Genomic DNA, 21,284 nt, shown 5'->3' with positions numbered 1-21,284 from the left:
GATTGAAAATGGACATTGTCCTATGGGTTATCATAGCAGCGCTGTTTGCTGCCAGCATAATTGCCGTCTTTTTCCCGGTGCTGCCGGAAATGCTGCTGTTGTGGGCGGGGTTCCTGCTGTACCAGTTCACGATTGCGGGACCGGGTGCAGGGCTGCCGGCATCGTTTTGGTGGGGCATGGCAATCATGACTCTTTTACTGTATGGAGCCGATTTTTTCACGAACGCATATTTTGTCAAAAAATACGGGGGATCGAAATGGTCGCAGTTCGCCTCGATTGTCGGGGTCATTTTGGGGGCTGTTTTGTTTCCGCCGTTTGGCATCATTCTGTTTCCGTTCGCGCTGGTCATCATTGTCGAGATGATTGTGCAGCGGCAGCCGCTAGAACACGCTGTCAAAGCGGGGGTTGGTTCCGTCGTTGCGTTTTTGGGTAGCGCCGTCATGAAAGTCTTTTTACAGATCGTCATGATTGTCTGGTTTTTCCTGGCGATCTAAATCGGGCCTTGACGCTGATAGGGCGGCCATCGCGAATGAAAAAAGGAAACGAATCCGTGAAAGGGTTCGTTTCCTTTTTGTTTGAAACGTTCAGGTAACTTAGTGGAGTAACCGGTACACGCCGATGACTTTGCCCAAAATCGACACGCTGTCCAAAATGATCGGTTCGAGCGCGGCGTTTTCAGGCTGAAGCCGGAAATGATTTTTTTCCTTGAAGAAGCGTTTCACCGTTGCTTCATCCTCTTCTGTCATCGCTACCACGATATCGCCGTTATTGGCTACGTTTTGCTGGCGAACAATCACATAATCCCCGTCCAAAATCCCCGCTTCGATCATGCTCTCGCCAGATACGCGCAGCATATACACTTTGTCCGAGGTCACGATGCTCTCTGGAAGCGGGAAGTAGTCTTCCACATCTTCAATCGCGGTGATCGGCACACCAGCTGTTACTTTTCCCACAACGGGTACGCGTACGACAGAATCAGGAAAATCGTCAGCAACGCGACCCTCATCGCTTAAAAGCTCGATTGCGCGCGGTTTCGTAGGGTCTCGGCGAATGAGTCCCTTTTTCTCCAGACGAGCCAAATGTCCGTGTACGGTAGAACTGGAAGCAAGGCCGACAGCCTCTCCGATTTCCCGAACAGATGGCGGATAGCCCTTGTCTTTTACTTCCTTGCGAATAAAATCGATGATGGATTGTTGACGGTTCGATAGCTTGGACACGTTGACACCCCAATTCGTTTACCATTTTTCTCTATTATAACACGGGAATTCCTGTTCGACAAACATAAGTTCGACAATTTTCTTGACATGAACATGTGTTCGTATTATGATCGTATCAGAACAAAACGAACATCTGTTTGGGGGTCGTAACTATGGTAGGATATGTTTATGTACCATCACATCATTTGAATAAAGAAACAACGACAAAGCGACGCAAACTTTCGATTACACGCGGACAAGCCCTTTTTATTCTTGCACTTATCGCGCTATTCAGCTATTTTTTGACAAGCTTCGTGTTCGCATCGGAAGAAGGAACGACATCGGTTCCGGTCAAGGTGATTACGGTTCAGGAGGGTGACAGCCTATGGGAGATCGCTTCTGCTTACCGCGCGGATACCGGTTTGGAAATTAGCGACTTGATCGATCAGATCATGGCGTTGAACGAAATGAAGGATGTCATCATCTATGAAGGTCAGACATTGAAGATACCAATCAACTGGAAAAAATAACAGTTCCCCTCTTGTGTTTGACTTCCGCCTCTTGCTATAATAGATAGATGTTTGATTATAGCTGGTCAGCACGATGGTGAGGGAGGAGAAGTTATGGTTACCGACGCAGAAATTAAACGCATTAACGAACTGGCCAAAAAGGCAAAAGGCCCTGGTTTGACGGAGGAAGAAAAAGCGGAGCAGCAAGCGCTCAGACGTAAATATATCGACGCAGTCAAAGCCTCGCTGAAAGCCAACCTTGACTCCATACAATATGTTGAAGACCTTGAAGAGAATAAGTTTAAGCATTAATGACATCCACGCCGTTGCGAATGGATGTTTTTTTCACTCTGTAAAACCTGGTTTGGCCACTCGCTTTACTCGTGATCGGACTGGCGAAAAGGGAGGGTATGCGAATGACAACAAAGCACAGCGCTTACCAATTGGAACAAAAACGATTGGATGAGACAATCGACCTGATCGACAAAGAAGTGGATTGGATCAAAGAGGAAATTAAAGATCCAACTGACGATTATGTGAAGCAAATCGTGAACGCTGGCCTGGCGAAAACGTTGACCTATCTTCAGCAATCGCGCTTGAAGCCGTATTTTGGCCGCGTTGATTTTATGAAAGACGAGACGTATGAAACGGACAGCGTCTATATCGGAAAACGAGGCGTAGTGAGCAGCGATACTATGGATTCGATCGTTGTCGACTGGCGTGCCCCGATTGCCAGCCTGTATTATAGCGGCGAGAGCAAGGACGCCTTTTATCGAACGCCACAAGGAATCGTCAGAGGCGAGGTCAAACTGAAGCGCAACTTTGCGATCGAGGAAGGCAAGATCACAGGCATTTACGATGGGGCTGTAAAGGAAACGATCAATCGGGAAATGTCCGATCCGGACGATTTTCTTGATGAAGGCTACATCGACGAATTTTTGTCGGCCAGCCTCGATCAAACCAATGACAGCCGCTTGAAAGATATCGTCGCCACGATCCAGTCGGAACAAAACGATATTATCCGCGCGGAAAAAGACCGGCCGATTCTTGTGCAAGGGGTGGCAGGCAGCGGAAAGACGACGATCGCCCTGCATCGGCTCTCGTACTTGATCTACAACTATCAAGATTCGCTCGCGTCCAAGCGGTTCATGGTATTCGCGCCGAACCGACTCTTTTTGACGTACATATCGGAAGTGCTCCCTGAGCTGGGGGTGGAAGACGTACAGCAGTCGACTTTTATGGATTGGGCAGCCAAGCTGGTGAAGCCGCTCATGACGAAAGGCTGGCGGATTCTCGATCCGAACAAACCGCTGCAGCTATTTTTCGAAGAGGGAGAGAACCGGGAAGCGCTACGGCGAGAAGCGCGTCATCGGATGCACATGAAAGGCTCGCTCGCGTGCAAAGCGACGCTTGATGCCTATTTGGCAGACTTGATCGAGACACAGATCAATTATAAACGGTTAAGCTTCATCTACAGCAGAACGAAGCATGTGTTCGCGATCGATGGTAGTGAGATCAAACAGCTGTTCACGGAGCATTATGCCAATCTTCCATTCCGTGAGCGCCTTGTCCAATTGCGCAAGCATCTCAAACAGCAGCTGAACAAGATGGTGTACGCTCATCTGCGCGAACTGAAAGTGGATTTGGATAAGCAAGCGCTCGCCAAGTTTGAAAAAAATATCGATACGATTCTCGATAAGTATTTTGCCGCTTGGCCGACACTCGATGTGTTTACGGTGTATACCGAGCTATTTGCAAGTCGGGAGCTTTTGGAGAAATTTGCTCCCAAGGAGCTGGAGAATCGTGCGGAAGTCTTGGCCGATACAGCAAGGACGTCTGCTGAAATCTTTGCTGCCGAACGGATTGAAACGGAGGATTTGGCGCCGCTGCTGTATTTGCAGCATGCATTGGAAGGGATGAGTCAGGCGGGCAGTTTTGATCATGCGGTGGTGGACGAGGCGCAAGATTTGAGCGCACTGGAGATATTGATCGTCTCGCTTGCGACCAAGCGTAATTCCGTCACCATCGTGGGTGATATGGCCCAGGGAATTCATGCCTACCGTGGGCTGCATTCCTGGAATGAACTGATGAAAGGTGTATTTGCGGGTAGCTCTGTCCAGTTTTACAAGCTCGAACAAAGCTATCGTTCAACCGTCGAAATTATGACGTGCGCCAACGAGGTATTGGCAAAAATCGATATTCCAGATTTGTTTTTGGCAAAACCCGTATTACGGCACGGCAAGAAACCGCTTTACCAGCATAGCGAGAAGGCAGCGGATGAGGCGAACGCGGTGATTTTGCATGCTGGCAAACTTGCAGGGGAAGGATTTCGCTCGATCGCGATCGTGGCAAAGTCGATGGAGCAATGCAAAAAGCTGCATAAACAAATAAAGACAGGCTTGCCGGAAGCGGTCCTGCTTTCCTCGAAAGATACCGAGTTCCCCGAGGGCATTGTGGTTATGCCTGCATATATGACGAAAGGGTTGCAGTTTGACGCAGTCATTCTTGTAGGGGCCGATACCGAAAACTACGGGCGAAACGAAGAAGATGCCAAGCTGCTCTACGTCGCCATGACTCGCCCGGTCCACCGTCTGGTCGTGGTAAGTGCCAAAAATCGTTTTACCGAATTGCTGCAAACCGCACAGGTGCATATGGAACAGGTGACAGAACAGGAAGTCTAACAAAAAAAGCGGTTGAAGCTGGATGCTTCCTCCGCTTTTTTCTTTTTTTCGTTAGTGATCGCCATGATTTCCTTTGGCGGGATTGGTGATGACGAAGCCTTCTTCTGGCAGGTAGAGATAGTCGATGACAACACCGTCGAGCAGCTCGTCGCCTTTTTTCAAGATGACATCGATTTCTTTATCGGTCGAAACTACGACGTCATCGTCAGTAGGCTTGTCCAGTGCCATTCCGTAATGGGCATGGTCACCGTGTGCGTGTGTGATGTAGACGCGCAGTTTTAATTCTTTATCGGTCTCTTCAGCCAATACTTCGGCAATTTTCTTTGCTGCGTTGCGGGTGATTTTACATTTCATGGGGAATCTTCTCCTTACGTTCTTGACCTCTTCATCATATTACCAGAGAAAAACAATGACATGCAAATAGATTGTCTGTGATAAAGTGGAAAGAACTGGAGTATGTGGGAGGAGATTGCGTGGCAAACCTGTATGAGAACACGGCATTTCTGTATGACCAGGATCCGCGAATTCCATTTTCGATTGACATTCCATTTTACGTAAAGCAGGCGGAAACAAGTCGTTTGATCCGATTTTGCGCTTGCTTGATGTTGAACTCATCTACCGGATCAACCACAAGGAAAAGCCGGTGGAGGAGCATCGCGACAAGCTGCGGTTGCGTTATTATGAGGGGGACGACCTCCGCACGCTGCTGCGCGATGCCGGCTTCACCATTGAAGCGGAATATGGCGGTTATGCTGGACAGCCAATCGAACAGGGAAATGAGCTTCTGTTCATCTGTCACAAATAGCCATTCCACTCCAGCAAATCCATTTCGTGATACATTTCCTCGTCGCGTGGAGGATAGTACATCTCGTACAGATCTGCGAGCATTGACTCCGTTTCATCCAGATGACGGTTCGGGTCCATCGGAATCCCTCCTTTGGGAGTAGTATGCCCGAACCGCTCACAACCTATGTTCATGAAATCTAAAAAAGGTATTGCTTTGGATAACGTTTCGTAGTATACTCATTCTTGTCGCCGAGAACGAGCGATGAAATTGTACAAGCTGGATGGGTGTCCGAGTGGCCGAAGGAGCACGATTGGAAATCGTGTAGACGGGGATAACTCGTCTCGTGGGTTCAAATCCCACCCCATCCGCCATCAATATTGCCGGTGTAGCTCAATTGGTAGAGCACCTGACTTGTAATCAGGGGGTTGTGGGTTCAAGTCCTATCGCCGGCACCATGTTTGCGGTCGTGGCGGAATTGGCAGACGCGCTAGATTCAGGTTCTAGTGGTGGCAACACCGTGGAGGTTCAAGTCCTCTCGACCGCACCATACATAAGCGATCAAAGCCTTTGCATTACGGATGAGTAATGTGGAGGCTTTTTTTATTGTTGCCAGAAACGACAAACGGGACAAACTTTTTCTCTTCCTCTGATCTTTCTCTGATCTTGCGTTGTTACGATCGATAGCGAAAAGAACGAGGGAGTGACTGAACATGAAAGATAACCGACTTGCAAAAATTGCGGAAAATATCGTTTCGTACAGCCTGGATGTGCAGCCGGAAGAACGGATCATGATCGCGGTGACTGACGAAGGGGAGCCGCTTGCTCGCGAACTGGTGCGCAAGCTGTATGCCAAAGGCGCATTTCCGTACGTTCGTCTTCAGCGGCAGCAGCTGCAAAGCGAATGGCTGAAAGGTGTAACCGCCACGCAAGCCAATCAGCTTGCGCAATGGGAAGAGCAGATGTGGAATGAAATCGATGGCTATATCGGAATCCATGGCGAGCAAAACGACAGCGAGCTTAGCCGCGTGCCCGAGGGGAAATACCGGCTTTATGCATCAGCGTTTCAATCGATTGCCGAGCGCATTGATAATCGGATAAAAGGTGTGCGGCTCAACTATCCGAACACGGCGTTGGCCCAAAAAGCGAAAATGCCAACCGAGATGTTTGAAGATTTTTACTTTGATGTATGTGCGTTTGACTATAAACGGATGCACGATGCGGCTGTGCCTTTGTACGATTGGATGCAGCGAACCGATCGGGTGCGAATCGTCGGACCGGGCACGGACGTGAGTTTTTCCATAAAAGGGATTGGCGCGGTGATCGCGGCGGGAAAACGCAACATTCCGGACGGCGAGGTGTATACGGCGCCAGTGCGCGACTCGATCAATGGCACGATTTCCTACAACATTGGGAGCGTGTACAAGGGACATGCATTTGAGCACATCCAGTTTCAGTTCCAGGCTGGAAAAATCGTAGAGGCGACAGCGAACCATACGGAAAAACTGAACAGCATTCTCGATACGGATGAAGGCGCTCGCTATATCGGCGAGTTCGCCATCGGGTTTCACCCGGGCATTCTCCATCCGATGGGCGATACGCTGTTCGATGAAAAAATCGCCGGAAGCTTCCATCTGACCCCGGGACGGGCGTACGAAAAAGCCGACAATGGCAACCGCAGCAGGGTTCATTGGGATTTGGTCTCCATCCAGCGCCCCGAGTATGGCGGCGGGGAAATCTGGTTTGACGATGTGTTGATACGCAAGGACGGCCTGTTTGTACCAGCGGCTTTGGAAGGGCTGAATCCGCAGCGACTGCTAGGATAAAAATGGGGAAAAGGAGGGGATGAGCCCTCCTTTTTCTATTTCCCTTAGCGCTGCAAAGCTCGCTTCCTCACCTCGCCATCAACCATGCTCTTTATAGGAATGTGATTCATGAAACGGTTCGTGTGTCGAGTGAACTTGCGGATGCTCGGCGGTGCGGCGAAGCGATTTTTCTTCAAAACGGGAGCTGAAGCGCGCGCACAAAAACGTGACCAGCACGGAAAAAATGACGATGCCGTAAAACCCTGCGCCGATTCCGATGCCAACTCCGCCTGCAAAAAAGATCATCGCCGCCGAGGTCAACCCTTTTACTTGCAGCCCGTCCTTCAGGATGACACCGGCACCGAGGAAGCCCAGTCCGGTCACGATTTGCGCCGCAAGCCGCATCGGGTCCATCTGTGTCCCGGCGTTCGGCATGGCATACACTTTGGCGGAATAAATGGAGACCAGCGTGATCAGGGTGCATGCGACCGATACGTACGTATACGTTTTGAGCCCGGCAGGCTTGTGCCGGAACGATCGGTCCCAACCGATGAATAAGCCGAGAACCGCACTGATCAAGACCCGTATATACATCTCCAGATTGGCGATCACATGCTGTTCATACATCAGGGTCAAGTATTCCATGGCAACACCTCATTTTGCTGAAAATGTAGATAAAAAATATTTGAAATTTTTGCTCAATTAATTATATAATAATCACAACCAAAGTAAAATCAACTAAAAAAAGCAAAAAACAATCAAATTTCGTGGAATCATAGCGAGAATGGAGTGTGGTTGGAAAAATCCCAAGGAAAAACAAGGAGATTGCTGAAACAAAAGGGAATGAGAAGGAAGCAAAGGAAATTCAAGCGAATCTGAAAAAAGAAAAAAGCAATTCCATCCAAAAGGGGGCATTCAGATGAAAAAATGGTGGCATCCATTGGCTTTGACTGCTTTGGCCATTACGGTTTTGAGCGGTTGCGGCGGAGGCAAGAGCGCGGAAACGTCACAAGCAAATCCCTCGCAATCCGGCGGTTCGAAAGAAATCACGGTCTATACCGCATTGGAAGACGATCAGATCAAAGCGTATCTGGAATCGTTCAAGAAGACCAATGCCGATATCAAAGTCAATATCGTTCGCGATTCAACGGGTGTCATCACGGCAAAATTGTTAGCGGAAAAAGATAATCCACAAGCAGACGTGGTCTGGGGTGTCTCCGCCTCCAGCTTGCTGGTCGCCGACCATAACGGCATGCTGGAACCTTATTCACCAAAAGGGGTAGAGCGAGTGTCGCCACAGTTTAAAGATGATAAAGAGCCGACGCATTGGGTTGGGATCGATGTCTATGAAACCGCTTTCGTTGTGAACAAAGTCGAACTGGAGAAGCGCAACCTGCCGATCCCGCAATCTTACGCGGATTTGATCAAGCCCGAGTACAAAGGGTTGATCGTCATGCCGAATCCGTCGTCATCCGGCACGGGATTTTTCACCATCGCCGCATTCCTGCAGCTGTTTGGCGAAAAGCAAGGCTGGGATTACATGAGCAAGCTGCATGACAACATCGGCATCTATACGCATTCGGGCTCCAAGCCTGCGAAAATGGCTGCAGCGGGCGAGTATCCGATCGGCATCTCTTTTGGCTACCGTGGGGTGACGGAGAAGAAAAAAGGCGCTCCGGTAGAAGTCGTCTTCCCGAAAGAAGGCTCTGGCTGGGACCCGGAATCGAACGCACTGGTGAAGAAAAAAGAAATCAAGCCAGAGGCGAAAACATTCCTCGATTGGGCCATCTCGGATGATGCGATGAAGGAGTACGGCAAAAACTTCGCGATCCTGGCTGTCGCCAACCCTAATCAAGTGTATCCGGAAGGCTATCCGGCCGACCCGCTGAAGCAACTGATGAAAAACGATCTGAACAAGAGCGCGACCGAACGTGACAAATGGCTGGCCGAGTGGGATAAGCGCTTCAGCGTAAAGAGCGAGCCGAAAAACTAGGAATCGGACGTGTGCACCATTGCGAGAGGGAGGAGGTCAAAAAATCATGAGCCAGTCGTATTTCTCCATCCAAGGAATTTCCAAAACATTTGGAAAGTTTACGGCGTTGCACAATATCAACATCTCTATGGAGAAGAATGAATTTGTCTGTTTGCTTGGGCCGAGCGGCTGCGGCAAAACGACACTGCTTCGGATCATCGCCGGACTGGAACAGCCGAACGCCGGACGGATCATGGTCAATGGCAAAGAGATCACCTCTTTGCCTCCTGCCAAGCGGAATTTCGGCATGATGTTCCAGTCGTACGCCTTATTTCCGAATTTGACCGCCGCCCAAAACATCGCCTACGGACTGAAAGCCAAAAAAATGTCCAAAAAGGAGATTGCGGATAAAGTAAGCGAGGTGCTGGGGCTGATCGACTTGACCCACATTCGCGACAAATATCCATCCCAGCTCTCCGGCGGACAGCAGCAGCGCATCGCCTTGGCGAGGGCGATCGCGCTGTCGCCCGATTTCTTGCTGCTGGACGAACCACTGTCCGCGCTCGATGCCAAAGTTCGGCTGAAGCTGCGGCGGGAAATCCGCAATCTGCATGAAAAAATCGGGATCACAACGATCATGGTTACGCACGATCAGGACGAAGCGCTCACAATGGCGGACAAAATCGTCGTCATGAACAATGCGGAAGTCGTGCAGGTGGGGTCACCGCAGGAAGTGTACGATCGGCCAAATTCGCCATTTGTCGCTGATTTCATCGGCGCGATCAATTTCTTTGAACCGAACCACTTTGCCGGATTGCAGCAAGAGCAAAATGGACTGCTGGCGATTCGTCCGGAAAACGTCCACGTCGTGGAGCAGCAAAACGATGACGAAGGGTATGGAATCAAAGCGATCGTCAGAGACATGGAATTTCGAGGCTCGATCTACCGCGTGCTGCTTCAGCTGCGCTCTGATGCGGGGGACCATGCGGAGTCGTTCATGACGATCGATTTGCCCATGCACCAGGCAACGCGCTTGCGCTTGTCCAAAAACAAACCGGTTTGGCTTGAGCTGCCGATGGAGCGCCTGATTTCGTTTGATCAGGCGAAAGTGGCAAAGTGACGAGGGGGTGATGCGATGTTTTCGACTAGAGTCGTCCGTCAGAAAATGGGGCGGGACGAATGGCTCCAAAAGATTTTGATCACCGCGATGGTCGTGAGCCTGTTTATCAGCGTGCTGCTGCCATTGGGCGATTTGTTCAGCAAAGTGTTCGTGGACAGCCAAGGCAACTATATCGGGTTGACCAATCTCATCCACTATTTCTCTACCCCGGCGCTTTCGCTCTCGTTTTCCAACACGATGTACATCTCGGTTGTAACGACACTGATTTCCGTCTCGCTCGCCTTTTTGTACGCATACGCGCTGACGCGAACGGACATGAAAGGGAAAGTGTTTTTCCGGTATGTCGCACTGCTTCCCTTGTTTTCACCGACGATGATGCACGGGATCGCCCTCACCTATTTGTTCGGCAATCAAGGGTTGATTACCAAAGGGTTTTTCGGAATGTTTGAGCATGGCATCCAGATCGAGCTGTACGGACCGGTCGGGATCATCATTTCTGAGGTCATCTATACATTCCCGCAAGCCTATTTGATCCTCGCCGCCTCGCTGATGTTCGCGGACTACAATTTATATGAAGCAGCCGAGACGCTTGGCGCCGGGAAAACGCGCAAGTTTTTGACCGTCACGCTGCCGAATGTCAAGTACGGACTCGTAAGTGCCATTTTCGTCTGCTTTAGCATGAGCTTCACGGATTTTGGCGCCCCGAAAGTGGTGGGCGGGCAGTACAACGTGCTGGCAACGGATGTTTACAAGCACGTCATCGGACAGCAAAATCTGTCGATGGGCGCGACCGTGGGACTTATCCTGATTCTGCCGGCCATCCTGGCCTTCATCGTAGACCGCATCGTTGAACGAAAACAGAGCGCAGCCATTACGGCCAAATCAACGCCGTACAAAATCGTGCCGCAATCGTGGCGAGACAACTTGTATTTCGCCTATTGCGCCGTCATTTCAGCCGCGATCTTCATCCTGCTGATCACCGTCGTGTTCGCTTCCTTGGTGAAAGTATGGCCTTATGATCTGTCGTTATCGTTCATGCATTTTGATTTTTCCACCGTTGCGGGTGAAGGCTTGGAGCCGTTTTGGAACAGCTTGACCGTCTCTTTTTACTCGGCGGTGGCAGGAACGATCATTACATTCCTGTATGCCTACCTGATCGAAAAGTCCCGCTATCTCAAAGGCGTGCGGATGATCGGTTATTTTCTCTCCATTTTGCCGCTCGCATTGCCGGGGCTGGTGATCGGTTTGGCTTACATTTTCTACTTCAACAACCCGGATAATCCGCTGAACTGGATGTATGGCACGATCGCGATTCTCATTTTAGCCAATGTCATTCACTTTTACGCCGTTCCGTTCATTTCGGCGACATCGGCTTTGAAAAAGCTGGACCGTGAATTTGAGATGGCTTCCGAATCGATGGGGGTCCCGTTTTACAAGACGTTTTTCCGCGTGACCGTGCCGATGTCGCTGCCAACCATTTTGGAAATTGCGGTCTATTATTTCATCAATTCGATGGTCACGATCTCGGCAGTCGTCTTCCTGTATTCGGCCGATTTCAAGCTGGCCTCGGTGGCGATCGTCAATATGGATGATGCCGGCGATGTGGCGCCAGCCGCAGCGATGTCCGTGCTGATCGTACTGACGAACATCCTGATCCGCATCGTCTACGAATTCGTCACCAAGCGATTGCGCAAGCGCGTCGAGGCATGGCAAACCAGATAAGGTAGGGGAGGAAATCATGATCAAAGCTGTCATTTTTGACTGGGCGGGAACAACCGTCGATTACGGCTGTTTCGCTCCCTTGGATGTGTTCATTGAAGTGTTTCGCAAACGCGGCATCGAGGTGCTGCACGAAGAGGCGCGCGCCCCGATGGGCCTGTTAAAATGGGATCATATCGACACGATGCTGAAAATGGAGCGCATCGCCAATCTGTGGAAGGAGAAATATGGCAGGGCACCGACGGAAAAAGATGTGGATATGCTGTACGCGGATTTCGAGCCGATGCTTTTCTCCATTCTGAAAAACTATTGCACGCCGATTCCGGGTGTGCTGGAGCTGGTCGAGCGATTGCGGCGCGACGGGATCAAGATCGGTTCAACGACCGGTTACACGAAAGAGATGATGGCCGTCGTGGCGCCCGAAGCGAAAAAGCGCGGCTATGCGCCAGACTCGCTGGTGACGCCGACAGAAATGCCGCAGGGCCGGCCGTATCCGTGGATGTGTTATCAAAATGCGATCAACCTGGGGGTCTACCCGATGAAGCATGTCATCAAGGTCGGCGACACGTTAAGCGACATCAAGGAGGGGGTGAGCGCTGGCGCCTGGTCCGTCGGGATTTTGAAAGGGAGCAGCGAGCTGGGGATGAGCGAGCAGGAAGTGGCGGCATGCGACCCGGATGAGCTTGCGGACCGCATGGAGGCAGTCGCCAAAAAATTCAAGGCTGCCGGCGCGGATTACATTATCGACACGATTGGCGATCTGGACAAAGTGATTCCCAAAATCAATTTGCGACTTGCACAGGGGGAGAGATAACGATGACATTTGATCCAAACACATTGCCGGACAATCCGTATTTGCTGCTAACGCCAGGACCGCTTTCGACCACAAAAGGCGTGAAGGCTGCGATGCTGCGCGACTGGTGCACCTGGGATCGGGATTACAACGAACTGGTTCAGTCAATCCGTCACAAGCTTGTCGGAATCGCAGCCGAAAACCCGAAAGGCTACACATCTGTACTGATGCAAGGGAGCGGCAGCTTTTCCGTGGAAGCGGTGATTGGAACCGTGGTACCGCGGGACGGCAAGCTCGCTATCTTGACAAACGGCGCTTACGGCAACCGCATTGTGCAGATGGCGAATGTGCTGAATATTGCGAATGTCGTCCTCGACTTTGGCGAAATCTCGCCAGTCGAGCCGGAGAAACTTGATGCGCTGCTAAATAGCGATCCGTCGATCACCCATGTGGCAGTCGTTCATTGCGAAACAACCACCGGCATGCTCAATCCGATCGCGGAAGTTGGTCGAATCGCCAAATCGTATGGAAAAGTGTTTATTGTCGACGCCATGAGCAGCTTCGGCGGTGTGGAAATGGACATCGCGGCACTGCAAATCGATTTCCTCATCAGCAGCGCGAACAAGTGCATCCAGGGCGTTCCCGGTTTCGGCTTTGTGCTCGCAAAAGAGGAAGAGTTGGTCAAATGCAAAGGCCAGGCGCGGTCGCTCTCGCTCGATCTCGTCGACCAATGGCAGACAATGGAGGAGCAGCATGGCAAATGGCGGTATACGTCCCCGACGCATGTGGTGCGAGCCTTTTACCAAGCCATGCTGGAGCTTGAGAAAGAGGGCGGTGTCCGTGCGAGAGCCGACCGCTACCGTACAAGTCAGCGCACACTGGTCGAAGGGATGGAGCAAATGGGTTTTCGCACACTGCTATCGCGCGAACACCAGTCGCCAATCATTACGTCCTTTTACTATCCGGATGAGAGTGCCTTTACGTTTGCGGGATTTTATGAACGCTTGAAAAAAGAAGGCTTCGTCATCTACCCTGGAAAAATTTCGGCAGCAGATACGTTCCGCATCGGAAACATCGGCCACGTCTTTCCGGAAGATATGGAACGACTGGTGCAAGCGATCGAACGAAATCGGTTCTGGTTATAACCGTGTTTTTTTGTCAAATAAACCAAGGAAAAACAATGTAAACAACGTGTATGTTGTGCGATGAATTCATTTTTCTGTGTGGATATTACATGCTTGAACCAAAAGGGAGGGTTTACAATGAAAGTGTTTTGCTTGGGCGGTGCCGGCAATATTTGCAGAGAATCCGTGCTCGATCTCGTCCTGCATTCCCGATTCGAGAAAATTACGATTGGCGATTTCAACGAAGAAGTGGGCATCAAGCTGGTCGAACAATTGAATGATCCGCGGGTTGATTTTGTCAAAGTCAACGTGCGGGATCATGAAGCGACGGTCAATCAAATGCGCGGCTACGACATTGTCATGGACGGAACGACGATCACGTTGAACGGGTTGTCAACCGCATGCATTGCCGAAGCCGGGTGCCACGGGATCAATTTGAACGGATTCGGCGCCGAAGATGAGTTCGATCCGATTTTTCGGAAAAACGGCAAAACATGCTTGCCCGGTTTCGGGATGACACCGGGGGTGACGCAGATGATGGCGATGCATGCCGCGAATCAACTGGATGAAGTCGACGAAGTGCGGGTCAGTCACGGCGCGTTTCGGCCGATTGCCTTTTCCAAATCGATCGCGGAGACGACCACATATGAATACGACCCGAACCTGCCCGGACGGATCGTGTTTGAAAACGGGGAATTCGTTCAAGTGCCGCCTTTTGCACGCCCGCGCGAAATCAACCTGCCTGAACCATACGGCAAGACCGTGCAGTACATCATTCCGCATGCGGAGACAAAAACGCTTGCGAAAGCATTGAGCGGCAAAGGTGTCAAGCTGATCGAGGTGCGCGGCACATGGCCGATGAAAAATATGCAGCTGGTCAAAGCGCTGTACGACTGGGGCTTCATGCGCAATGACAAAATCACGGTGAACGGTCAGGAGGTCGGTGTGCTCGATTGCATCGCCGATTATCTCTACAACTCGAGGGAAGGCCGCGAGACAGAGCTGTACGGCTATTCCTTACACGTGGAAGTCACGGGGAAGAAAGATGGCAAAAACGTGATGCACACCTTGTACCACACCCATCCGCGCTCCGATGGCTCACAGCCGGGATGGGAAGGATTGCGGGCTTACACGCGCAATGTCGGCATCCCGATGGCGATCGCGACGGAAATGATCGCGCGCGGGCAAGTGAACGCGACGGGTGTGATCACGCCGGAAGAGGCGTTCGACCCGACGGCAGTATTCAAAGAGCTGGAGAAGCGGCAGATTTTCATCCATGAAGAGGTGCAAAAGCTCGCGGACTAGCCAATCGACGCAAGGAGGCGAATCCGTGTCATTAATCGGAGAAGAGCGCAAGGAAATCATTCTCAATATTTTACATTTCGCCGGGAAAGTGCGGACGAATGAGCTGGTTGAAAAGCTGCAAGTTTCGTCCGAGACGATCCGACGGTATTTGGAGGAGCTGGAGGGGGAGCAGCGGCTTAAACGGGTCTATGGCGGCGCGATCAAAATCAACTACGATCGCGAAGAGCCCTCGCACTTGAAACGGGAAGTGCTGTATGCGGAGGAGAAGCAGCTGATTGGCCGCGCCGCTTCCCTCCTGGTGCAAAACAACGACGTGATCGTCATCGATGACGGGACGACGACACAGCACATCATCCCGTATCTGGTCCATAAGCAAAATGTGACGATCTTGACCGGCTCGTTTCCCGCGCTCTCGCTGTTAATGGACTATCACAACAAAGGGCTTTTGACGGGCGAGCTGTATTTTATCGGCGGCAAGGTCCAGCCCAAACATTTGCGCACGTCAGGCGCATTGTCCGTGAACATGATTGAAAATTTTCACATCGACAAAGCGTTTCTGTCCATCGACGGCATCTCGATGCGGCAGGGCATCACCAGCTATGACGTCGAGAAGGCGTTGGTTGTGAAAACGTACATCGAAAACGCCAAAACGAGCATCGTCATGACAGACCAATCGAAAATCGGCTTGGGCACGTTTTACAAGATTTGCGATCTGAAAGAGATCGACATTATCATCAGCGGCGTGAGTGCCCCGAAGGACTGGAAACAGGAGCTGGAAGACCGCGACATCAATTGGATCGTCGCGCAATAGGCAAGGAACTATCAGCAAATCGCGTGAGGGTGATCGGAAGTGAGTGAAGCAAAAGCATTGGGCATGATCGAGACGATCGGATTTCCTGCCCTGATTGCAGCTGCCGATGCGGCTGCGAAGGCGGCTGATGTGCAAATCATGACGTATCAGCAGGCCGATGCGGGCATTGTGACGATCTACATCATCGGCGATGTTGCGGCTGTGCAGGCAGCTGTCGCGACAGGCGAGGCTGCGGCGATGCGGGTGGGGCGGTTGCGCCATTCGCACGTCATCGCCCGCCCGGATCAGAGCGTCCATCAGCTGATCAAACGGCTGGAGAGCAAAGTGGCCCCATTTGTCGCAAGCAAACAGGCGCAGGCGAAGAAAAAACCGCTGCCGCCATTGCTGGAGGCGACAGGACAAGAGAAGCGAGGTGAAGATGAAGCGTGATGATGGATACGGATCTGCAATCGATACAAGACGTGCGCGATGCGTTGACCCAAGCGGACGTCGCAGCGCGCGAGCTGGCTCTGTATAGCCAGGAACAGATCGACGCCATCGTGAAGGCCATGGCGCAAGCGGCCCAGGAAGCGGCGGCGCGGCTGGCCGCACTTGCCGTGGAGGAGACAGGATTCGGCAATGTGCCCGACAAGACCGCCAAAAACATGTTTGCGGCCCGCGATGTGTATGCCGCGATCAAAGAGATGAAAACGGTCGGCACGATTCATAAGGACGCCCATAAAAAAGTGTGGGAGATTGCACAGCCTTTTGGCGTCATTGCGGCGATCATTCCGTCGACCAATCCGACGTCTACGGTGATGTACAAGGCGCTGATCGCGCTTAAAGCGGGAAATGCCATCGTGTTCAGTCCACATCCGAACGCCGCGCGCTGCACTTTGGAGGCGGCGCGAATCATGCAGGCTGCGGCAGAACGGGCCGGTGCGCCAAAAGGGGCGATCGGCTGCGTGGCAAAACCGACATTGGCCGCGACCAACGAGCTGATGAGCCACCGGATCACAAGACTGATTTTGGCAACGGGCGGCGCGCAAATGGTCAAGGCGGCGTATTCCTCTGGCAAGCCTGCCTATGGAGTGGGACCAGGCAATGTTCCGGTTTATTTGCACGAAAGCGCGGACATTCCGGCGGCGGTTCGCCGCATTCTCCAAAGCAAAACTTTCGACAATGGGACGATCTGCGCTTCCGAGCAGGCTCTCATCGTCGATCAGCGAATCCGGCATAAAGTGATCGCAGAATTCAAACGGCAAGGGGCGGCCTTTTTGGACGATCATGAGAAGAAGCGGGTGGGTGCCGCACTCGTCGCAAATGGCGGGCTGTCTGCCGCGCTTGTAGGCAAATCGCCGCAAGCTATCGCGGACATCGCCGGGATCATCGTCGAGGCTGGCACGAAAGTGTTGATTGCGGAAGAGGACGGCGTCGGGAAAACCTATCCGTTCTCGTACGAAAAGCTGGCCCCGATTCTCGCGATGTACACAGCCAAAGATCAGCAGGAGGCCGAAGAGCTGTGCACCACATTGCTACAGTTCGGCGGTCTTGGCCATACGCTCGGCATCCATGCGGAGTCCGAAGCGGTTGTGGAGTCGTTTTGCCGCAACAAACCGGCTTCCCGCATCGTTGTGAACGCCGGTACAACCTTTGGGGGAATTGGCGCAACCACAGGTATTCTTCCAGCGTTGACCCTTGGCTGCGGTGCGCTGGGTGGCACTATTACGTCCGATAACATCGGGCCGCAGCATCTGTTCAATACGAAGCGTGTCGCTTACGGCCTAAAAGAAATGGAAGTTCCGCAGGCGGCCGCCGAGCAAGTCGTCGCTGAGGCGGTTTCCCAGGCGCAAACGGCACAGCTTTTCAGCAAAGATGAGTTAAAAGAGCTGATCCGCTCCGTCCTTGTGGAGCTGAAAGGCTAAATCGGAAACAAACATTTTTTGAAAAATGGTGAAGGAGGAAGGAACAATGGCAGGAGAAATGGGAGCACTCGGTATGGTGGAAACGAAAGGGCTGGTAGGTGCGATCGAAGCGGCGGATGCGATGGTCAAGGCAGCGAACGTCCATCTGATCGGAAAGGTGCACGTCGGTGGCGGGTTGGTGACCGTCATGGTGCGCGGGGATGTGGGTGCAGTGAAGGCGGCAACTGATTCGGGTGCGGCTGCGGCAGAAAAAGTGGGAGAACTCGTCTCGGTTCACGTCATCCCACGCCCTCATTCCGACATTGAATTGATCTTGCCCAAGCTGGAAGGCTAGGATGACTGCCGATGGCGGTAATTACGGAAGGGACGCTGCGGGCCATGTGGAAAAGGGGCATACCCAACCCCTTTCCCCTTGCAAAAGAAGAGAAACTGACTCCGGCGGCGGCTGACTTTTTAAAAGGGAGAGGGATTTCGGTGAAACCGCTCGAGCAGAAAGGAGTATCGGATAAGAGCAATGTTGCGGGAGAAAGCTTGTCCATCGTAGCCGGCGTGTCGAACAGGCACATTCATGTAAGCCAAGAGCATGTGGAGCAGCTCTTCGGCCCAGGGTATATGCTGACGCCGCTGCGCCCGCTGTCGCAGCCGGGACAATTTGCCGCAAAGGAACAAGTGACATTGGTAGGTCCAAAAGGAATGATTCCGAACGTTCGCATTCTCGGTCCGTCACGCGGAGCGACACAAGTGGAAATATCACGCACGGACGGGTTTGCCCTCGGCATCCATCCACCCGTCCGCCTCTCCGGCGCGATCGATGGGACACCGGGTGTCGCGGTCATCGGTCCGAAAGGGTGTGTCGTATTGGAGCAAGGGGTGATCATCGCGAAATGCCATGTGCACATGTCGACCGATGATGCAACGACATTCGGCGTGCAGCACGGCGATCACCTTATGCTGCTCACGGGCGGGGAGCGCCCGGTTTTGTTCCCCGAGGTGACGGTGCGCGTCAGTCCGCAGTATCGGCTCGATTTTCATATTGATCTCGACGAGGCGAATGCTGCGAACTTGCGAACGGGTGACACGGTATCCGTTGCGGGCGTCAACGGACGGTTGAGCCGCGGGTTGGCGAGGTGACGGCGGTGGACATACGGGCGCTGATCGAATCGTTAGCCAAAGAAGTCTTGCAATCCGTGCACAGCGATGAAAAAGGCAAGCGGCGTGTCCTGTTTATCTTTTGCGACAGCACCGCGCATGAGGCGCATCACGATCTGTTCATCACGCTTGCCAATCAGCAGATCCGCTATGACATGCTCTTTTTGGACGGGGAAACCTCATCGTGGCTCGGCATGAGCCGTGTTGAATGCGGCGGAGCTGGCAAAGTGATCGCCATGGACGAATATGCGCCAGCACCGCTGGAATTGCCGAAAGAGTATGATGCGATCATCATCCCGGAGATCGATCTGGACAATGCGGCGCGGATTGCATCCGGGTTGAAGGGGACCATCAAAGCGGAAATTGCGTTCGCTGCGCTTGTATTGGGAAAGCCGGTCATCGTCGGCGAGGACGTGGCAGGAATCAAACGGGCAGACCGCCGCACCTTGCAAACGGTGGAGTTGCCAAAGCCGTACCGTGAGCTGTTCGCACGACATGTGGAAGGGATGAAGGCGTTAGGTGTCGATTTCGCCCCGCAGCGATCGCTGGCTGATTATGCGGTGCGCAGGCTGAAAGCGAAGGCCCGCACGGAACCGGCCGGAGCGAAGGACGCTCTTGCCGAGGATGCAGAGTATCTTTTCGAAGGCAAACTGCTGACGGCTGATTGGATCAATCGCTGCGCAGGCGCGGCTGGCGGTACGATTTGGGTGGATGCAGGCACGATCATAGCGCCGCTCGCCTACGATGCGATGAAAGAGAAAGGCATTGCGCTGCAGATCAAAGACAAAGGGTGAGCCGGATGTTTATGGGAAAAGTGATCGGCAGTGTCTGGTCTACGCAAAAAGAAACAGGCATGGAACATTTGAAGTTGTTGCTCGTGCAGCCCTTTGATGCGCACGATCGGGCGATGGACAATGTGGTGGTTGCGGCCGACCGGATCGGCGCAGGCGTCGGGGAGCGGGTGATCGTCGCACAGGGAAGTTCGGCGCGCATGCTGTTTGACCGGAAGGAGACACCGGTGGACGCCGCCATCGTCGGGATCGTCGATTCATACGAAATGGCTGTGAAACCTTCATAACGCACAAGACGAAAAGACCTCACCGCGTTCAACCGGACGCTGACGAGGTCTTTTCATTTTTGCGCAGCCGTTGTGCGATGGAAGGAAACATCGCCCGTTTATTCATTTCTGTTTGATGAAATACTATTTCTATGCAAAAAATCGACTTCACCAAGGAGGAATCAGATGCTCAGCGCAAATGATCAAGCGAAGCTGCGGCAAAGCCTGCAGGCAGAGGAAAGCAAGATCGTCACGATCGTGCTCTCCGACGAAGACCAGGTGGCGGGCGAAATCGAACATGCCGGCATAAACGGGATTACCCTCACGGACGGGCGCCGCTACAACTATGCCGACATCCGCGAAATCAACGGTATCGATTGAAGCACGAGAGCTGTTTCTTATAAGCCTACAGCCCGACGGTCGGGAAGAAATGGCGCAAGCCGTCCGGCAGCTCCTTTTGCCAAAATCCCCACGTATGAACACCAGGCTTTTCACAGTAATGGAGCCTGGCATTCTTTTGTTCAAGCGCGTCTTTGGCAAGTCGGTTCCAATGGACGAAATCGATGTCGCCCATATGCGTCTCGACGCTTGTCTCTTCCAGTCCGACAATCATCCACAAGTCGAGCCAGGACAAGTCAGACTCCAGCGAAAGCGCCTCGAGCGTTGGCTGCAGGAAGGCGCCGGAGAGTGCGAGCACATGCGGGAACATGTCCGGATAGTCCAGTGCCAGATGCAGACTGACCGTTCCGCCGAGCGAATCGCCAGCGATGACGCGCTTGCGGTTTTGCACCGGATACCGGCTTTCGATAAAGGGGATCAGTTCCTCGGCGAAAAAGCGCTTGTACGCTTCATTGCGCTCGCCGGTTGCCGAATATTCGCTGGTGCGCTTGCTGCGCTCGACCGATACGCCCACGATCAAAAACGGCTCCATGCCTTCTGACAAAATCAGTTCGGTGGCGATGGTGGCGATCCGGCCCATCGTGAAGAAATCGCTGCCGTCTTGGCAGTAGACAACCGGATAGGAGACAAGCTCATTGTAGCCTGGTGGCAAGTACACTTTCACCGAGCGCGTGCCTTGCAAATGGTGGCTCGGCACTTCTTCTTTTACAATCGTTCGTTTTGTATAATCCGACATCGTTTCATCCCTCACAAACGCACAAAGTGGAAAAAAGCACTTGAAAAAAACTGATACAGAAATTATGATATAGCAGAACAGAAAAGAAATAAACCCTGTAATATCAGTGTTGTAACACATTGAAACAGAACTGCTTCTGAGATATAACAGGGTGTTATGAAACAGACTCTACCTAGCGTGAGTCCTCCGCTATTCCATTACTAAGTAAGAGGTGAATTCA

At 52.3% G+C, this 21,284-nt stretch carries 25 protein-coding genes and 3 tRNA genes; 23 read left to right on the top strand and 5 right to left on the bottom strand.

All coding sequences use genetic code 11. The annotated features are described in order from the left end of the window. Positions 1 to 8 precede the first annotated feature (8 nt). Positions 9 to 494, top strand: a complete 486-nt coding sequence (locus ACTID9_RS16510; RefSeq protein ID WP_441065666.1) for a DUF456 domain-containing protein — start codon at positions 9 to 11, stop codon at positions 492 to 494. A gap of 99 nt (positions 495 to 593) precedes the next feature. On the opposite strand, the gene lexA is transcribed toward ACTID9_RS16510, so the two are convergent. Then, positions 594 to 1,217, bottom strand: a complete 624-nt coding sequence (lexA, locus tag ACTID9_RS16505; RefSeq protein WP_441065664.1) for a transcriptional repressor LexA — start codon at positions 1,215 to 1,217, stop codon at positions 594 to 596. A 152-nt stretch (positions 1,218 to 1,369) separates the two neighbouring features. Here lexA and yneA point away from each other — a divergent pair, with 152 nt between their 5' ends. The 3 genes from yneA to ACTID9_RS16490 all read left to right on the top strand — a co-directional run bounded on the left by yneA (position 1,370) and on the right by ACTID9_RS16490 (position 4,386). Continuing rightward, on the top strand, positions 1,370 to 1,726 hold the full coding sequence (yneA, locus tag ACTID9_RS16500; protein WP_441065662.1) for a cell division suppressor protein YneA: 357 nt from the start codon (positions 1,370 to 1,372) through the stop codon (positions 1,724 to 1,726). Positions 1,727 to 1,819: 93 nt separating this feature from the next. Further along, complete coding sequence (locus ACTID9_RS16495; protein WP_441065660.1) at positions 1,820 to 2,017, top strand: DUF896 domain-containing protein; 198 nt, start codon at positions 1,820 to 1,822, stop codon at positions 2,015 to 2,017. Between the two features lie 104 nt (positions 2,018 to 2,121). After that, entirely contained in the window at positions 2,122 to 4,386 is a 2,265-nt protein-coding gene (locus ACTID9_RS16490) for a HelD family protein (protein ID WP_441065658.1), read from the top strand. A gap of 51 nt (positions 4,387 to 4,437) precedes the next feature. Here ACTID9_RS16490 and ACTID9_RS16485 read toward each other — a convergent pair whose 3' ends face one another. Beyond that, positions 4,438 to 4,740: a HesB/IscA family protein gene (locus ACTID9_RS16485; protein WP_441065656.1), complete on the bottom strand. Its 303-nt coding sequence runs from the start codon at positions 4,738 to 4,740 to the stop codon at positions 4,438 to 4,440. A gap of 241 nt (positions 4,741 to 4,981) precedes the next feature. On the opposite strand from ACTID9_RS16485, the gene ACTID9_RS16480 reads away from it, so the two are divergent. After that, the gene (locus ACTID9_RS16480) at positions 4,982 to 5,191 is read left to right on the top strand and encodes a hypothetical protein (RefSeq protein ID WP_441065654.1); all 210 of its coding nucleotides are present in this window, start codon (positions 4,982 to 4,984) and stop codon (positions 5,189 to 5,191) included. Here ACTID9_RS16480 and ACTID9_RS16475 read toward each other — a convergent pair. Next, on the bottom strand, positions 5,182 to 5,310 hold the full coding sequence (locus tag ACTID9_RS16475; protein WP_441065652.1) for a hypothetical protein: 129 nt from the start codon (positions 5,308 to 5,310) through the stop codon (positions 5,182 to 5,184). The genes ACTID9_RS16480 and ACTID9_RS16475 overlap by 10 nt on opposite strands. Before the next feature lie 141 nt (positions 5,311 to 5,451). On the opposite strand from ACTID9_RS16475, the gene ACTID9_RS16470 reads away from it, so the two are divergent. The 4 genes from ACTID9_RS16470 (at position 5,452) to ACTID9_RS16455 (ending at position 6,996) form a co-directional block, all read left to right on the top strand. Next, positions 5,452 to 5,544 (top strand) — tRNA-Ser (locus tag ACTID9_RS16470). Positions 5,545 to 5,552: 8 nt separating this feature from the next. Then, positions 5,553 to 5,628: transfer RNA gene (locus ACTID9_RS16465), tRNA-Thr, on the top strand. A gap of 5 nt (positions 5,629 to 5,633) precedes the next feature. Continuing rightward, positions 5,634 to 5,720 (top strand) — tRNA-Leu (locus ACTID9_RS16460). Between the two features lie 163 nt (positions 5,721 to 5,883). Further along, positions 5,884 to 6,996 (top strand): aminopeptidase, encoded by a 1,113-nt coding sequence (locus tag ACTID9_RS16455; RefSeq protein ID WP_441065650.1) that lies wholly within the window; start codon positions 5,884 to 5,886, stop codon positions 6,994 to 6,996. A gap of 78 nt (positions 6,997 to 7,074) precedes the next feature. On the opposite strand, the gene ACTID9_RS16450 is transcribed toward ACTID9_RS16455, so the two are convergent. Beyond that, positions 7,075 to 7,620, bottom strand: a complete 546-nt coding sequence (locus ACTID9_RS16450) for an MgtC/SapB family protein (RefSeq protein ID WP_441065648.1) — start codon at positions 7,618 to 7,620, stop codon at positions 7,075 to 7,077. A 274-nt stretch (positions 7,621 to 7,894) separates the two neighbouring features. Here ACTID9_RS16450 and ACTID9_RS16445 point away from each other — a divergent pair, with 274 nt between their 5' ends. The 14 genes from ACTID9_RS16445 to ACTID9_RS16380 all read left to right on the top strand — a co-directional run bounded on the left by ACTID9_RS16445 (position 7,895) and on the right by ACTID9_RS16380 (position 20,310). Next, positions 7,895 to 8,968: a putative 2-aminoethylphosphonate ABC transporter substrate-binding protein gene (locus ACTID9_RS16445; protein ID WP_441065646.1), complete on the top strand. Its 1,074-nt coding sequence runs from the start codon at positions 7,895 to 7,897 to the stop codon at positions 8,966 to 8,968. A 46-nt stretch (positions 8,969 to 9,014) separates the two neighbouring features. Beyond that, the gene (locus ACTID9_RS16440) at positions 9,015 to 10,067 is read left to right on the top strand and encodes a putative 2-aminoethylphosphonate ABC transporter ATP-binding protein (protein ID WP_441065645.1); all 1,053 of its coding nucleotides are present in this window, start codon (positions 9,015 to 9,017) and stop codon (positions 10,065 to 10,067) included. A 15-nt stretch (positions 10,068 to 10,082) separates the two neighbouring features. After that, positions 10,083 to 11,789 carry a putative 2-aminoethylphosphonate ABC transporter permease subunit gene (locus ACTID9_RS16435; protein WP_441065643.1) on the top strand — a complete coding sequence of 569 codons (1,707 nt, stop codon included), beginning with the start codon at positions 10,083 to 10,085 and terminating at the stop codon, positions 11,787 to 11,789. A gap of 16 nt (positions 11,790 to 11,805) precedes the next feature. Then, positions 11,806 to 12,600: a phosphonoacetaldehyde hydrolase gene (phnX, locus tag ACTID9_RS16430; protein ID WP_441065641.1), complete on the top strand. Its 795-nt coding sequence runs from the start codon at positions 11,806 to 11,808 to the stop codon at positions 12,598 to 12,600. 2 nt (positions 12,601 to 12,602) lie between these two features. Beyond that, positions 12,603 to 13,724 (top strand): 2-aminoethylphosphonate--pyruvate transaminase, encoded by a 1,122-nt coding sequence (gene phnW, locus ACTID9_RS16425; RefSeq protein ID WP_441065639.1) that lies wholly within the window; start codon positions 12,603 to 12,605, stop codon positions 13,722 to 13,724. 117 nt (positions 13,725 to 13,841) lie between these two features. Further along, positions 13,842 to 15,008: a saccharopine dehydrogenase family protein gene (locus ACTID9_RS16420; RefSeq protein WP_441065637.1), complete on the top strand. Its 1,167-nt coding sequence runs from the start codon at positions 13,842 to 13,844 to the stop codon at positions 15,006 to 15,008. Between the two features lie 25 nt (positions 15,009 to 15,033). Continuing rightward, entirely contained in the window at positions 15,034 to 15,819 is a 786-nt protein-coding gene (locus ACTID9_RS16415) for a DeoR/GlpR family DNA-binding transcription regulator (protein WP_441065636.1), read from the top strand. A gap of 39 nt (positions 15,820 to 15,858) precedes the next feature. Next, a complete protein-coding gene (locus tag ACTID9_RS16410) occupies positions 15,859 to 16,248 on the top strand; it encodes a BMC domain-containing protein (RefSeq protein ID WP_441065634.1) in 390 nt (129 codons plus the stop codon). After that, positions 16,245 to 17,723 (top strand): acetaldehyde dehydrogenase (acetylating), encoded by a 1,479-nt coding sequence (locus ACTID9_RS16405; RefSeq protein ID WP_441065632.1) that lies wholly within the window; start codon positions 16,245 to 16,247, stop codon positions 17,721 to 17,723. The genes ACTID9_RS16410 and ACTID9_RS16405 overlap by 4 nt, the downstream gene beginning before the upstream one ends. Before the next feature lie 46 nt (positions 17,724 to 17,769). Then, a complete protein-coding gene (locus tag ACTID9_RS16400; protein ID WP_122916394.1) occupies positions 17,770 to 18,057 on the top strand; it encodes a BMC domain-containing protein in 288 nt (95 codons plus the stop codon). Between the two features lie 11 nt (positions 18,058 to 18,068). After that, positions 18,069 to 18,854 carry a phosphate propanoyltransferase gene (gene pduL / locus ACTID9_RS16395; protein ID WP_441065630.1) on the top strand — a complete coding sequence of 262 codons (786 nt, stop codon included), beginning with the start codon at positions 18,069 to 18,071 and terminating at the stop codon, positions 18,852 to 18,854. A gap of 5 nt (positions 18,855 to 18,859) precedes the next feature. Then, on the top strand, positions 18,860 to 19,666 hold the full coding sequence (locus tag ACTID9_RS16390) for a hypothetical protein (protein WP_441065629.1): 807 nt from the start codon (positions 18,860 to 18,862) through the stop codon (positions 19,664 to 19,666). A gap of 5 nt (positions 19,667 to 19,671) precedes the next feature. Continuing rightward, entirely contained in the window at positions 19,672 to 19,950 is a 279-nt protein-coding gene (locus ACTID9_RS16385; protein WP_441065627.1) for a EutN/CcmL family microcompartment protein, read from the top strand. A gap of 165 nt (positions 19,951 to 20,115) precedes the next feature. Further along, on the top strand, positions 20,116 to 20,310 hold the full coding sequence (locus tag ACTID9_RS16380) for a hypothetical protein (protein WP_441065625.1): 195 nt from the start codon (positions 20,116 to 20,118) through the stop codon (positions 20,308 to 20,310). A gap of 25 nt (positions 20,311 to 20,335) precedes the next feature. On the opposite strand, the gene ACTID9_RS16375 is transcribed toward ACTID9_RS16380, so the two are convergent. Continuing rightward, the gene (locus ACTID9_RS16375; protein ID WP_441065623.1) at positions 20,336 to 21,064 is read right to left on the bottom strand and encodes an alpha/beta hydrolase; all 729 of its coding nucleotides are present in this window, start codon (positions 21,062 to 21,064) and stop codon (positions 20,336 to 20,338) included. Between the last annotated feature and the right edge of the window lie 220 nt (positions 21,065 to 21,284).

This window comes from Brevibacillus fluminis, from assembly GCF_052072235.1.
Classification (GTDB): domain Bacteria; phylum Bacillota; class Bacilli; order Brevibacillales; family Brevibacillaceae; genus Brevibacillus_D; species Brevibacillus_D fluminis_A.
This window is presented reverse-complemented; position numbering and strand designations above follow the sequence as displayed.